General features: G+C 65.0%; 11 protein-coding genes. 7 read left to right on the top strand and 4 right to left on the bottom strand.

All coding sequences use genetic code 11. The features are described 5' to 3' along the window. The first annotated feature begins 45 nt into the window (after window positions 1-45). Window positions 46-684, top strand: coding sequence for an endonuclease III (gene nth / locus J2X19_RS07105; protein ID WP_310371909.1), 639 nt, complete (start codon window positions 46-48; stop codon window positions 682-684). A 110-nt stretch (window positions 685-794) separates the two neighbouring features. Here the strand turns inward: nth and J2X19_RS07100 are convergent, their stop codons facing one another. From J2X19_RS07100 to cobT, 3 genes are all read right to left on the bottom strand, one after another. Beyond that, window positions 795-2,315 (bottom strand): diguanylate cyclase, encoded by a 1,521-nt coding sequence (locus J2X19_RS07100; protein WP_310371907.1) that lies wholly within the window; start codon window positions 2,313-2,315, stop codon window positions 795-797. Between the two features lie 22 nt (window positions 2,316-2,337). Then, the gene (locus J2X19_RS07095; protein ID WP_310371906.1) at window positions 2,338-4,584 is read right to left on the bottom strand and encodes a sensor domain-containing protein; all 2,247 of its coding nucleotides are present in this window, start codon (window positions 4,582-4,584) and stop codon (window positions 2,338-2,340) included. 192 nt (window positions 4,585-4,776) lie between these two features. After that, a complete protein-coding gene (gene cobT, locus J2X19_RS07090) occupies window positions 4,777-5,811 on the bottom strand; it encodes a nicotinate-nucleotide--dimethylbenzimidazole phosphoribosyltransferase (RefSeq protein WP_310371904.1) in 1,035 nt (344 codons plus the stop codon). 222 nt (window positions 5,812-6,033) lie between these two features. On the opposite strand from cobT, the gene J2X19_RS07085 reads away from it, so the two are divergent. From J2X19_RS07085 to J2X19_RS07060, 6 genes are all read left to right on the top strand, one after another. Then, window positions 6,034-6,804, top strand: coding sequence for a lysine/arginine/ornithine ABC transporter substrate-binding protein (locus J2X19_RS07085; RefSeq protein ID WP_116608172.1), 771 nt, complete (start codon window positions 6,034-6,036; stop codon window positions 6,802-6,804). A gap of 103 nt (window positions 6,805-6,907) precedes the next feature. Continuing rightward, a complete protein-coding gene (locus tag J2X19_RS07080) occupies window positions 6,908-7,594 on the top strand; it encodes an ABC transporter permease (RefSeq protein ID WP_310371901.1) in 687 nt (228 codons plus the stop codon). Continuing rightward, a complete protein-coding gene (locus J2X19_RS07075; protein WP_310371899.1) occupies window positions 7,594-8,307 on the top strand; it encodes an ABC transporter permease in 714 nt (237 codons plus the stop codon). Before J2X19_RS07080 ends, J2X19_RS07075 begins: the two co-directional genes overlap by 1 nt. 14 nt (window positions 8,308-8,321) lie before the next feature. Next, window positions 8,322-9,434 (top strand): succinylglutamate desuccinylase/aspartoacylase family protein, encoded by a 1,113-nt coding sequence (locus J2X19_RS07070; RefSeq protein WP_310371897.1) that lies wholly within the window; start codon window positions 8,322-8,324, stop codon window positions 9,432-9,434. Between the two features lie 21 nt (window positions 9,435-9,455). Continuing rightward, on the top strand, window positions 9,456-10,232 hold the full coding sequence (locus J2X19_RS07065; RefSeq protein WP_310371895.1) for an ABC transporter ATP-binding protein: 777 nt from the start codon (window positions 9,456-9,458) through the stop codon (window positions 10,230-10,232). A 74-nt stretch (window positions 10,233-10,306) separates the two neighbouring features. After that, complete coding sequence (locus tag J2X19_RS07060; protein ID WP_310371893.1) at window positions 10,307-11,668, top strand: esterase-like activity of phytase family protein; 1,362 nt, start codon at window positions 10,307-10,309, stop codon at window positions 11,666-11,668. A gap of 4 nt (window positions 11,669-11,672) precedes the next feature. Here the strand turns inward: J2X19_RS07060 and J2X19_RS07055 are convergent, their stop codons facing one another. Beyond that, a complete protein-coding gene (locus J2X19_RS07055; protein ID WP_310371891.1) occupies window positions 11,673-14,063 on the bottom strand; it encodes a putative bifunctional diguanylate cyclase/phosphodiesterase in 2,391 nt (796 codons plus the stop codon). Window positions 14,064-14,104: the final 41 nt, after the last annotated feature.

Below are 14,104 nucleotides of genomic sequence, written 5' to 3'. Positions count from 1 at the left end.
GATTCCTGCGCGATCGGCCATTGCCGGCTGCGGTGTAATAGCGGCATGAACCGCGAAAACATAGTTGGATTTTTTGCCACCCTCCAAGCCGCCAACCCGATGCCGGTGACCGAGCTCGAATACACCAGTGTGTTCGAGCTGCTGACCGCCGTGCTGCTGTCGGCCCAGGCCACCGATGTGGGCGTCAACAAGGCCACGCGCCGCCTGTTTCCGGTGGCGAATACGCCGCAGGCGATGCTGGACCTGGGACTGGACGGGCTGGAGAGCTACATCAAGACCATAGGCCTGTACCACAGCAAGGCCAAGCACCTGCTGCAGACCTGCGAGATGCTGGTCCGCCTGCACGACGGCCAGGTGCCGCGCACCCGCGAAGCCCTGGAGGCCTTGCCCGGCGTGGGCCGCAAGACCGCCAATGTGGTGCTGAACGTGGCCTTTGGCGAGCCCACCATGGCGGTGGACACGCACATCTTCCGACTAGGCAACCGCACCGGCCTGGCACCGGGCAAGACCCCGCGGGATGTGGAACGGGGCCTGCTCAAGCGCATCCCGCCGGCCTATATGGTGGACGCCCACCACTGGCTGATCCTGCATGGCCGCTACATATGCCAGGCACGCAAGCCGCTGTGCTGGCAGTGCGCGGTGGCCCGCTACTGCGACTTCACACCCAAGACCACCATGCCCTGAGCCGCTGGGCCCAGCAGCGCCCGGCTGTCAGCCCGGTAGATTTAAACAAAAATGCCCGCTGGCGCAATCAGCACCTGCGCGAGAAGCTATTGATTCAATAGCAGACCGGTTTACAACGGAGCGCGGGTCGACGGGCTTTTGTCGGTCACATCCAGCAGCAGCAACAGAATCCAGCCGTCGCTGTACGAGGTTTCGCTGGCGCGGTACCAGCGGCCATCGCAGGTATCCACCAAGAAGTTGCGCTGCGGCTGGCTGCGACGCTTCGCATCGGCGGCACGCAGCCAGGCTTCGATGTCGTCGGACACCACGTTCGGGCCCACCCGCTGTGCATGGCAGTGGCGAATGATGTCGCCAAAACTCACCGCATCGCGTGGCACGGCGAACAGCGTCAAAAAAGCCGGGTTCGCCACGGCCAGCCGGTCCGACGGGTCGAACAGCGCCAGCGGCACATCGCCCATATCCAGGCCCGACAACAGCCGCGCCACCTTCATCGGATCGCCCAAGGTGCGCAACGTGCTATAGGACGGCTGGGCCGACGGCGCCTCCAGCGGCCCGGGCACGGTGACGGCCGACTGCTCTCCCAGCACCACCACGCAGTCGCGCCCCAGGTGCTTGGCGCGGTACAGCATCTGGTCGGCCAGGCGCAGCCAGGCTTCGACGCTGGGCACATCGGCGGTGAGCTCGGCCACGCCAAAGCTGGCGGTGACCATGGCCTCTTCCAGCAAGGGCTGCTCATGCAGGTCGCGGCGCAACCGGTCCAGCACCTCGCGCGCAGCGGCGGCCGAGGTCAGCGGCAGCAGCACGCCAAACTCCTCGCCGCCGTAGCGGCCGCAGATATCGGTTTCGCGCAGCACCCGGCTCAGTGCGGCGGAGAACCGGCGTATCGCCTCGTCGCCCGCCGCATGGCCGTGCAGATCGTTGATGCGCTTGAAGTAATCCAGGTCGGCCAGCACCAGCACTGCGGCTTCGCCATGGCGGCGAAAGCGCACAAACTCGGCCCGCACCAGCCGCTCCCAGTGGGTGCGGTTGAACAGGCCCGACAGGCCGTCGTGCTGGCTCTGGTGGCGCAACTCCAGGCTTTGCTTCTTCAGGCGGTGGATGGCTTTGCGGGCGATGTAGCTGATCAGGATCGGCTGGCAGATCATCAGCGGCAGACAGGCCAGCACCGTCGCCAGGCTGGATGCAGGCTGCCAGTGCCAGCCGAACACCGCAATCCCCAGCAGCACACCGGCCAACTGCCAGAGCAGGCCGCGCCATAGCAGCCGGGCCCCGCCACCGGCCATGCTGTCCATGCTCAGCAGGCTGACCGTGAGCACGCAGGGCAGCAGATTGAACTGCATGGACACCATCCATATGCCGCCCAGAAAGTGGTCGGCCAGCAGATTGCGGCGCTCCGCCTCGCGCGGATTGGCGGCGCGGCGCGCCAGCCACCAACCGATCTGCGGGCCCACAAAACAATGCACGGCCGGCCCGATCCAGTACCAGAACGGCGATTGGTTCTGCAGCAGTACCGCGGCCGTCATCACAAAGCCCAGGGCCAGCCCGGCCATGCGCGACAAATAGCTGCGCCGGGCAAAATTCCGGTGGTTCTGCAGTACCTCTTGCGACTGTTCGGAGCTTAGATCGGCCATGGTGGAAGACCGGCGTAGCGCATCACGGTGCGGCGGCCAGGCGCGCTGCCAACCACGGCTCCAGCTCGGCTGCCGGCAGCGGCCGGGCAAACAGGTAGCCCTGCAGCACCGGACAGCCACGCGCGATCAAAAAGTCGGCCTGCAGCTGGGTTTCCACGCCCTCGGCCACCACCACCAGACGCAGGCCATCGCCGATACGCAGCACGGTATTGGTCAAGGCCTGGGCGGCTGCGCTGTTGGCCAGGTCCTGCACAAAGCTTTTGTCCAGTTTGAGTTCGTGGATAGGCAGACGGTGCAGATAGCCGAGCGAGGAATAGCCGGTGCCGAAGTCGTCCAGCGACAGCTTGACGCCCAAGGCATGCACCGCCTCGATGGTGGCCAGCACACTGCGGCCGCTGTCCATCACCACGCTCTCGGTCATCTCCAGGGCCAGGTCGCTGGGCTGCAGGCCATGGCTGCGCAGCAAGTCGGCCACCAGCGTCGGCAAGGCCGGGTTCTGGAAATTGCGCGCCGACAAATTCACCGCCACCTGGGGTACGGCCACACCGCGCCGGCGCCAGTCGGCCATCTGGCGGCAGGCTTCGGCCAAGGCCCAGTGGCCCAGCTCGTCGATCAGGCCGCATTCCTCGGCCAGCGGAATGAACTGGGCCGGCGACACCGGCCCCAGCCGCGGGTGGGTCCAGCGGGCCAAGGCTTCCACGCCATACAGCGAGCGGCAGCCCGCACCGCTGACCTGGGGCTGGTAATGCAGGTGCAAGCCGCCATCGCGCAAGGCATGGCGCAGCGCGTCTTCCAGTGCCACCCGTTCCTGGGTGATGCGGTTCATGTCGTCGTTGAAGAAACGCAGGCAGCCCCGGCCATCGCGCTTGGCCTGGTACATGGCCAGGTCGGCATGGTTGAGCAGGGCGTCAAAGTCCAGCCCGTCGTCGGGGAACAGGGCCACGCCGATGCTGGCATTCGGGTGCACGGTGCCGCCGGCCAGTGGCACCGGTTCAGCAATCGCCAGCAACAGGCGTTCGGCGGCCATGGCGGCCTGCTCGTTGGAGCACTGCTGCAGCACGACCACAAACTCGTCGCCGGCCTGTCGCCCTACCAAGTCCCGGCTGCCTACGCCCAGGCCCAGGCGGCGGGCGATCTCGCGCAGTAGTTCGTCACCCGCGCTATGGCCTTGCGCATCGTTGACCTGCTTGAATCGGTCGATGTTCAGGAACAGCACGGCCAGCGGCGTCTGGGTGCGCCGGGCGTCGGCCAGCGCGCGCTCGGCCTGGGAGCGCAGCATCTTGCGGTTCGGCAGGCTGGTCAGGGTGTCGTAGTAGGCCAGGTGGTGGATGTGGGCGCGCGACTCTTCGCGCTCCATCGCCAGCGCACACAGGTGCAGGCTGACATCGATCAGGCGCTGGTGCAGCGCGTCGGGGCCGCGCTGGCTGCGGTAGTAAAAGGCGAAGGTGCCCAGCACCCGGCCATCGCTGGCCGTGATCGGGCTGGACCAGCAGGCCACAAAGCCCAGCGGCAGGATCAGGTGCTTGTACGGAGCCCACAACGGGTCGGTGGCGATATCGGTCACCAGCACCGCCTCGCCACGCCAGGCCGCGGTGCCGCAGGAGCCTGTCATAGGGCCAATGGCCAGGCCCTCCAGCGCGTCCGAATACAGCTTGGGCAGGCTGGGCGCGGCCAGCGGATGCAGGCGGCCCTCGGCGTCCACCTGCAAGATGGAAGCCGCCACCTCGGGCGCGATGCGCTCGACCTCACGGCATACCAGTTCCATCAGCTCGGGCAGGGGCAGCTCTTGCACCATGGCATGCAGCAATTTGTACTGCAGCACCTCGTGCATCTTGGTCTGGGTGATGTCGGCCAGCACACCGACCACACCGGTGAAGCGGCCTTGGTCGTCGAACAAGGGGTTGGCCACGATGGACACCCACAGCGGCCGGCCGGACTTGGTATAGAGCAGGACATCGGCCCGCCCGCCGCCGGGCTGCTGCAGCTCGCGCTTGATGCGTTCCACCACCTGCAGATCGGTGTGCGGGCCGGACAAGGTGGCGCTGACGGTGCGGCCCAGCACCTCGTCCAGGGTGTAGCCAAACATGCTGGTGAAGCCGGCGTTGGCGTAGACGATGCGGGTATCGGGCCCGCCTACGATGAAGGCGTTGTCGCTCTGGTTCACCACCTGCAGCAGCTGCTGCATCGGGTCTTGCTCCGCGTGGGCCACCGGAGCGCCCGCCTGGTTGGCATCCGGATCAGCAACAGCCAACGGACAAGGCTTATTCATGGGCTCGGCAGGCAAAGAATGTAAAACTAGTCTACCAGTCCGTTTACCAAAAAGCGTGCTGCCGGCGAATGCCCTACCGCAGGGAAACCCTTGTGGCGTGCCGATTAAATTTCACACACGAAATTAACCTCTAGCGCATATAAAACCTGCGCAGGCAGCTATTTATTCAATAGCAATCGCCGCCAGCCAGGTTCAGCTGGACGCTGCATCGCTCTGCGATACGCCGGCCGACGCAAAGCTGGCCATATCGCGCAGCACCAGGCAGGCCGATTGCAGCAACGGCCAGGCCAGTGCAGCGCCCGAACCCTCGCCCAACCGCAGGCCCAGATCGAGCAGCGGCTGCGCCCCTAAGTGGTGCAGCATCAGGGCATGCCCACGCTCGCCCGAGCTGTGGGCAAATACGCAGCGCTGCAGCACCAGCGGCTGCAGCGCATGCGCCACCAGCACCACCGCGCTGGCGATGAAGCCGTCGACCACCACCACACGGTTCTCCTGGGCGGCCTGCAGCACCGCGCCCAGCATGGTGGCCATCTCGAAGCCGCCAAACGCCTCCATTGCCTCCAGCGGATCGGTCACGCCCGCATGGCGCTCCAGCACCTGGGCCAGCACGGCGATCTTGCGCTGCAGCCCGGCTTCGTCCAAGCCGGTGCCCACGCCGGTGCAATCCGCAATCTCCAACCCGGTCAGGCGTGCCATCAGCAGCGACGCTGCCGAGGTATTGCCAATGCCCATTTCGCCCAGCAGCAAGACATTGCCCGGCAGGCTTTTGACCACCGCCCGGCCCTGGGCGACCGCGCGCTCGCATTCGAAGGCGCTCATCGCGGGCTGCTCCAGCGCATCGGCCGTGCCGTAGGCCACCTTGTAGTCCAGCAAGCCGGGGCGCGGCGCAAAGTCGTGCCGCACGCCGCAGTCCACCACCGTCAGGTCAATGCCATGCTGGCGGGCCAGCACGCTGACGCAGGCACCACCGGCCAGAAAGTTCTCCACCATCTGCCAGGTCACATCACTGGGATAGGCCGACACGCCGCGCGCTGCCAGGCCATGGTCGCCGGCAAACACCACCAGCTGGGGCTGCTGCAGCTCTGGCGATTCGCTGCCCAGGATTTCGCCCAGCTGCAATGCCAGGGCTTCGAGGCGGCCGAGCGCGCCCAGGGGTTTGGTCTTCTGGTCCAGCTTGTGTTGCAGGGCTTGGCTTAACGTGGAATCGGACAGGTCGGACAAAAGCATGGATCGGGCTCGCAATAAGAACAAGGGGAACAATGGGAAAAGTCCCGGACATTACAGCAAACAAACACCGTGTATGCCGCTGGTATGGGACTTGCGTTACGCTGTCAGTGGCCGTTAAGGGCAAACACCAGCAAAAGTGCACCACTTTGGAGCCTAGAATTTGAAGGCTCAAAGGTGTTCAGCGACTCTTCTTTTTGACCACCGTATTAACAGGAAATATTGATGAAAAAAATCGTTTTGACTCTCGCACTCAGCGCGTTGTCGGTTGCGGCCCTGGCCCAAGGCAAAGACCTCAAGGTCGCCATCGACCCGACCTACGAGCCCTTCACCTTCAAGACCGCCGACGGCAAGCCCACCGGCTTTGACGTGGACATCGCCAGCGCCCTGTGCGAACAAATCAAACGCAAATGCGTGTTCGTCGAACAGGTCTGGGACAGCATGATCCCCGGCCTGCAAGCCAAGAAATACGACGCCATCATCAGCTCGATGTCGATCACCGAAGACCGCCTCAAGGTGGTGGACTTCACCGACAAGTACTACAACACCCCCTCCAAGATCATCATCAAGAACGACATCAAGTTCAGCGATGTGGCTTCCCTCAAGGGCAAGAAGATCGGCGTGCTGAAGGGCAGCACCCAAGAGAAATACGCGAATGGCGAACTGAAGAAGGTTGGCGTCGTCGTCACCCCTTACGAAGCCCAGGACCAGGTCTATCTGGACATCAAGTCGGGTCGCCTGGACGGCACCGTGGCCGACATCGTCGAAGTCACTGGCGGCTTCCTGAGCAAGCCCGAAGGCAAAGACTACGTGGCGGTCGGCCCAGAGCTGTACATCCCCAAGTACTTTGGCGGCGGTGCCGGTGTAGCCATCCGCAAGGGCGACAAGGCCTTGAAGGATGAGCTGAATGCCGCCATCAAGACCATCCGTGCCAATGGCACCTACAAGACCATCAACGACAAATACTTCAAAATGGACGTCTACGGCACCAAGTAAGCCGTAGACCCAAGGCCGTGGTTGGAGCGCACCGGTATATTGCCGGTAGCGGCCACCACGGCTTGTTCTTTTGCTTGTCCTTTTCCTTCCGGAAGCTTTTGCCTTGTCTGATTACTACTGGTCGATTCTTCACGGCGCAGGCCTGACAGTCGGCGTCTCCCTGGCCGCGCTGGTGGTCTCGGTGCTGCTGGGTCTGCTGGGCGCCGCCGCCAAGCTCTCGGGCCGGCCGGTGCTGGTGGTCCCCGCCACCCTGTACACCACCGTGATCCGCGGCATCCCCGACCTGGTGCTGATGCTGCTGGTGTTCTACGGCGGCACGATTGGCGTGAATGCCCTGCTGGAGATGGCCGGCAGCGAGGCGACGCTGGACCTGAACCCGTTCTTTGCCGGGGTCCTGACCCTGGGTTTCATCTACGGTGCCTACATGACCGAGACTTTCCGCGGCGCCATCATGGCGATCCCGCGCGGCCAGTTCGAAGCGGCTGCGGCCTTCGGCATGGGGCCCCAGCAGGCGTTTTTGCGCATCACGGCACCGCAGATGGTGCGCTATGCCCTGCCCGGCTTTACCAATAACTGGCTGGTGCTGATCAAGGCCACGGCCCTGGTGAGCCTGATCGGCCTGCAGGAGATGACCTACCTGGCCAAGCAGGCCAGTGCGGCCACCCGTTCGCCGTTTGCCTTCCTGCTGTTTGCGGGTGGGCTGTTCCTGGTCTACACCTGGGTGTCGCTGCAGGTGCTGCGCAAGCTCAACGAGCGCTATAGCCTCGGAACCAAGAGGATTAGCTTGTAATGAACTGGGAAGTCATATTCCGGGCCGAGAGCCTGGCAATGTTCGGCGAAGGCATCCTGACCACCTTGTGGCTGCTGTGCGCCTCGGTGGCCATCGGTGCGGTGCTGGCCCTGCTGTTTGCGCTGGCGCTGACCAGTAATAGCGCCTTCTTGCGCCGGCTGGTGGGTGCCTATACCTTTGTGATCCGCGGCACGCCGCTGCTGATCCAGGTGTATCTGATTTACTACGGCCTGGCCCAGCTGGACTGGATCCAGGCGCGTTGGGACACGCTGTGGCCTTGGGTCTATTTCAAGGATGCATTCTTCTGCGCCCTGCTGGCGTTTGCATTGAATACCGCCGGCTATACCGCCGAGATGCTGGCCGGGGCCATCCGCGAGACCAACGCGGGCGAGATCGAGGCTGCGCAGTCGTTTGGCATGGGCCGCTTCAAGATCCTGGCCCGGGTGGTGCTGCCCAGCGCCATGCGGCGCACCCTGCCGGCCTATAGCAACGAGGTGGTGATGATGCTGCAAAGCACCAGCCTGGCCAGTGCGGTGCCGGGGTTGCTGGATGTGACGGCGGCGGCCAGCCGCATCTATTCCGACTTCTATCTGCCGTTCGAGGCCTATTTATTTGCCGCCGCAATCTACCTGGTCGGCACCTTTGCCTTGATTGCCATGTTCCGGCTGGCCGAGCGGCATTTCTTGGCTTATTTGGCTCCGCGTAAACATTGACACAGATTGAACCTATGCAGCGTACCGACCATGTATTGCGCAGCCAAAGCTTGGGCAGCCAGAAAACCCTTACCAGCCTCCATTTCGGCACCAATGGTGCCCGGCCCAAGGTGTATATCCAGGCCAGCCTGCATGCAGAAGAACTGCCGGGCATGCTGGCCGCCCACCACCTGCGCCGCATGCTGGAGCAGGCCGAGGCCCGGGGCCAGATCCAGGGCGAAATCATCCTGGTGCCCATGGCCAACCCCATCGGCCTGGCCCAGCGCCTAGACAACAAACCCATGGGCCGGTTCGACCTGAACAGCTCGGAAAACTTCAACCGCCACTACCCGGACTTCTGCGCCGCCGTACTGCCGCAGGTGCAGGACAAAATGGGCGCCGATGCAGAAGCCAATGTGCGCACGGTACGTCAGGCCGTGGCCGCCTACCTGCGCGATTGGGAGCCCGCCACCGAACTCGCCAGCCAGCGCAAGCAACTGGTCAGCCTGGCCTATGACGCTGACGTGGTGCTGGATCTGCACTGCGACTGCGAAGCCGTGATGCACCTCTACACCGAGGCGCCGTGCTGGCCCACATTCGAGCCGCTGGCACGCCTGCTGGGTGCCCAGGCCGTGCTGCTGGCCAAGAACTCGGGCGGCCTGTCGTTCGACGAATCCCTTTCCGGCCTGTGGTGGCAGCTGGCCGACAAGCTGGGCATCGCCCTGCCCCAGGCCTGCTGCAGCACCACGGTGGAACTGCGCGGCGAAGCCGACGTCAGCCATGCCTACGCCAAGGCCGATGCCAGCGCCATTCTGACCTACCTGCAGCACTTGGGCGTGGTCGGCGGCACCGCCCCACCCCTGCCCGAACTGGCCTGCGCGGCCACGCCCTTGGCGGGTGCACAGTGTGTCAAGTCCCCGGTGCCCGGCGTGCTGGTGTTTGCGGCCAAGCCCGGCGACCGCCTGGCCCTGGGTGAACTGGTAGCCGAGGTGATCGACCCGGTGAACGGCACGGTACACGCGCTGCGCGCCGAGGTGCCCGGCGTGCTGTACGCCCGCACCACCGAACGCTATGCCACCCCTGGCGACGACCTGGCCAATATCGCGGGCAGCGTGCCGTTCCGTACCGGCAACCTGCTGGGCGCCTGAATTTTTTGAAATGACTTTGCTATGACCACCAAGCCCCTGAAACTCCAGGCCATCGACATCCACAAGAAGTTCGGCTCCAACGAGGTGCTCAAAGGCGTGTCGCTCGAAGCCCGCGCCGGCGACGTGATCAGCATCATCGGCAGCTCGGGCTCGGGCAAGAGCACCTTTCTGCGCTGCATGAACCTGCTGGAGAAGCCGAATGCCGGGCGCATCGTCGTCGCCGGTGAAGAGCTGAAACTGGTGGCCGACAAGAATGGCGAGCTGGTAGCTGCCGAGGCCAAGCAGCTGCAGCGCATGCGCACCCGGCTGGCCATGGTGTTCCAGCATTTCAACCTGTGGGCCCATATGACGGTGCTGCAGAACATCATCGAAGCGCCCATCCACGTACTCGGTGTGTCCAAGGACGAAGCGATCGAGCGCGCCCGCAAGTATTTGAAGCTGGTGGACCTGCAGGGCAAGGAAGACAGCTACCCGGCCCACATGAGCGGCGGCCAGCAGCAGCGGGTGGCGATTGCCCGGGCCCTGGCCATCGAGCCCGAGGTGATGCTGTTCGACGAACCGACCAGCGCGCTCGACCCCGAGCTGGTGTCCGAGGTGCTGAAGGTGATGCAGACCCTGGCCCAGGAAGGCCGGACCATGGTGGTGGTGACCCACGAGATGGGCTTTGCCCGCGAGGTGGCCAACCACCTGGTGTTTCTGCACAAGGGCTGCATCGAGGAGCAAGGCGTGCCGCGCGAGGTGCTGGCCCAGCCCAAGAGCGTGCGGCTGCAGCAGTTTTTGTCGGGTAGCTTGAAGTAGACACCTGCGCCGCCGTCACGGCGCTGACATTTTCACGGCGCAGACTCATGGGTTTGCCACCCAGGAATTCGCCCGTGAAAGCCCTCTTCTCCGCCCTTGCGGCAAGCACCGCCCTGCTGGCCGGCACTGTCTACGCCCAGCCCGTCTTCGTCAACGGCCTGGCCATCCCCGGCAACACCCTGGATGCCACCGGCGTGCCGGGCGCCAACCAGGGCCGGGTGGGCTTCTTCTCCGATATTTATTTCGATCCGCAGCGCAACACCTGGTGGGGACTGTCCGACCGGGGGCCGGGTGGTGGCCTGATCGACTATGCAACCCGGGTCCAGCGCTTCACACTGGACATCGACCCGGCAAGCGGCGCGATTGCCAACTTCAAGGTCGTGCAAACCGTGCTGTTCGCCGATGCGCAAGGCAAGCCCTTCAATGGCCTGGCGCCCAAGCCGGCCAACCAGCGCGGCCTGGCGCTGGACCCCGAAGGCTTTGTGGTGCACCCACGCAGCGGTAACTTCCTGGTGTCGGATGAATACGGGCCATCGCTGTACGAGTTCAATCCCAGCGGCCAGTTCGTGCGCGCCTTCGCCACCCCCGCCAACCTGCTGCCACGCAACACCGCCAGCGGCCAGATCAACCACGGAGACGATGCCGACAGCAACGCGGGCAAGCGGCATAACCGCGGCTTTGAGGGACTGGCGATCAGTCCCGATGGCGCGTTTGCCTATGCCATGCTGCAAAGCCCGATGCTGGACGAAGGCGGCAGCAAGGACGGCCGCTTTGCACGTATCGTCAAGTTCGACACCGCCAGCGGGCAAGCCGTCGCGCAATACGCCTACCTGATGGACCGCGCCGGCCAGGGCCAGGGCGTGTCGGCTCTGGTAGCCATCAACGGCACGGACTTCTGGGTACTGGAACGCAACAACCGCGGTGTAGGCGCGGGTGCCACCCTGGCCAGCCCGGACAAAAGCGTCTACCGCATCAGCCTGGCCGGCGCCAGCGATGTGTCCAACACCGTGCTGCCCGCCAGCGGCAATGCGCTGCCAGCCGGCGTGGTGCCTGCCAGCAAGGGCCCCAAAATCATCGACCTGGCAGCCAACACCCTGCCTGCGCTGGGCAACAAGTCGCCCGAAAAATGGGAAGGCCTGGCCATCGGCCCTCAGCTGGCGAACGGCCGCTATCTGGTGCTGGCCGGCACCGACAACGACTACAGCGTGACGCAAACCGGCTCGGGCGAACAGTTCGACGTGTACTTCAAGATGGACGCAGCCGACCCCTTGGCCGCCTCCATCCAGTGCCCGCTGGACAAGACCACCGGCTGCAGCTTCACCACCGGGGGCGCAGCCGCTACCCTGGTCGACGGCTACGTCTTGCTGCCCGGCGTGCTGCATGCGTACACCGCATCGGCGGCCGACCTGGCCGGCTACCAGCGGCCCGCGCGCTAAAGCTTCAGGCCACCAATCCTGAGGGTGGCGCCACCAGCCAGCCCGCAATGAAGCTGCGGGTCTGCAGCGCATCCATGGGCTTGGCGATCAGGTAGCCCTGGGCCTGCAGGCAACCTATGCGGCGCAAGGTGTCGCGCTGGGCCAGGGTCTCCACGCCCTCGGCCGTGGTCTCCAAATGCAATGCCTGGGCCAGCTGGATGATGGCTTGCACGATGGCCACCGCACTGCTGTCGCCCGCAGGGTTGTCCATCAGACTGATGAAGGAGCGGTCGATCTTCAGCTTGTCGAGCGGAAAGCTGCGCAGGTACGAAAGCGACGAATAGCCGGTGCCGAAGTCGTCCAGCGCCACCCGCACGCCCTGGCTGCGCAACGCATGCAGCACCTGCAGCGCGGCCTGGCTGTCGCGCATCAGCGTGGACTCGGTGATCTCCAACTCCAGCCGCTCGCAGGCCAGGCCGCTGTGCTGCAGTGCATCCTGCAGGGTGTGCAGCACATCGGCATTGCCAAACTGCACGGCCGACAAATTCACCGCCACCCGCAGATGGGCCGGCCAGTGCATCGCATCCAGACAGGCCTGGCGCATCACCCAGGCGCCCAGGGGTACGATCAAACCGCTCTCTTCGGCCAGGCTGATGAACTCCAGCGGCGACACCAGGCCACGCACCGGGTGCTGCCAGCGCACCAGCGCCTCAAAGCCCAGCAATGCGCCACTGGCCAGCTCCATCTGCGGCTGGTAATGCAGCACGAACTCACCGCGTTGCAAGGCCAGGCCCAGGTCGCTCAGCAGGCCCAGCTTGTGCCGGGCCCGCACATCCATCGCCGGGTCAAAAAACCGCAGCGTGTGGCGGCCTGCAGCCTTGGCCGCGTACAAGGCCATGTCGCTGACCTTGAGCAATTGCTCGGCCGTGCCCGCATCGGCCGGTGCAAAGCCCACGCCGATGCTGGCATGCACCTCGATGCTGTGGTTGTCGACCCGCCAGGGCTGGGCCAGTGCGGCCTGCAGCTGGGCACCGTAGCGTTCGGCCTGTTCGCGCGACAAGCGGCCGCGAACGATCAGCGCAAACTCATCACCGCCCAGGCGGGCCAGCAGCGCATCGGCCCCCACCTGTGCAGACAAACGCCGGGCCACTTCCTGCAACAGCTGGTCGCCCACCGCATGGCCCAGCGAATCGTTGACGGTTTTGAAATTGTCCAGGTCCAGCAGCAGCAAGCTGCAAGGCACCACCGCCTGCCCCGAGGCAAAGTAGCCGGCCAGGCGCTGGCCGAACTGGTGGCGGTTCGCCAGCCCGGTCAGGGTGTCCACATGGGCCAGGCGCTGCATCTCCAGCTCGCGCTGGCGTACCGCGGTGATGTTCGAACCCACGCCGCGCCAGCCCTGGTGCCGGCCCGACGCATCCAGCAGCGGTTTGGCGGTCAACGACCACCACTGGGGCTGGCCCGCCACCTGCGCGGACACCACCAGATCCCGAAACGGCGAGCCCTGCGCCAGGCAGGCCCCCAGGCCCGCCAACATCGCCGCCTGGTCGTTGGTCGGCAGCGGGTGCATGGAGGCCAGCAACTCCAGCAGCGGACGCCCCTGCAGCGCAGCCGGTGCCACGCCCATGGCCTCGGCCAGACGCACGGACACATGGCTCAGGCAGCCCTGGCGGTCAGTCTCCCATAGCCAGTCGCTGGCGTTGGCCTCAAAGTCATTCAGCAGCAAGCCCACCAGCTGCTTCTGCCGCTCGATTTCCGTCTCGGCCTTGAGCCCGGCCAAAAACACCCGCGAACTCACCAGCACCGTGGCCACCACCACCACGGTATAGACGCCCAGCAGCCCCAGAAGATAGGTATAGACCATCTCCTGGCGGGTCGCAAAGATGAGTGCCGTCCCCGCGCACATGGTCAGCCCCCAGGCGATGCCCGTAAGAGGCAGGCAGGCACACATCCAGCTGCCCATGGCGATAAAGGCGGCCAGCACCGCCGTCAGCAACAACCGCCCGCCGCCATCGGCCACCCCAAACAGATAACCCAACATCGCCACAAAGCAGGCTGCCGCAGCCGCAATCAGCAGCGCGAACGCACGCAGCGTGCGGATGGAAACGGGGGTGGACGCCGCCATGGGTTTGCGCTGCTGCCATAGCCAGAAGTTGATGGCGCCCAGTATCCAGATCACCAGAGTCAAACCCAGCAAAATGCCACGGTCGGCCTTGTTCCAGAAGATCGCACACAGCGCCAGTGCGGTCACCGCATTGCCCGAACTGCTCATCGGCAGCTGGCGCAGCACCGCGTGGTATTGGCGGCCTCGGTAGCTGGCGGCCTGCTCGGCTGTGGCCGCAGGGTCGCGCCAGCAGGCCACCAGGGCTTGCTGCAGCTGGCGCCAGGCACGGCTTGCAGCGCCGCCGGGCGTCAGCATATGCACTCCATCGCGGCCACAGTTTGCAACACCATGGCGCA

It is taken from the genome of Rhodoferax ferrireducens (assembly GCF_031458075.1).
Taxonomy (GTDB): Bacteria; Pseudomonadota; Gammaproteobacteria; order Burkholderiales; family Burkholderiaceae_C; genus Rhodoferax_B; species Rhodoferax_B ferrireducens_A.
Note: the sequence above shows the minus strand (reverse complement) of the source record. Positions and strands in the feature narration are given on the sequence as shown.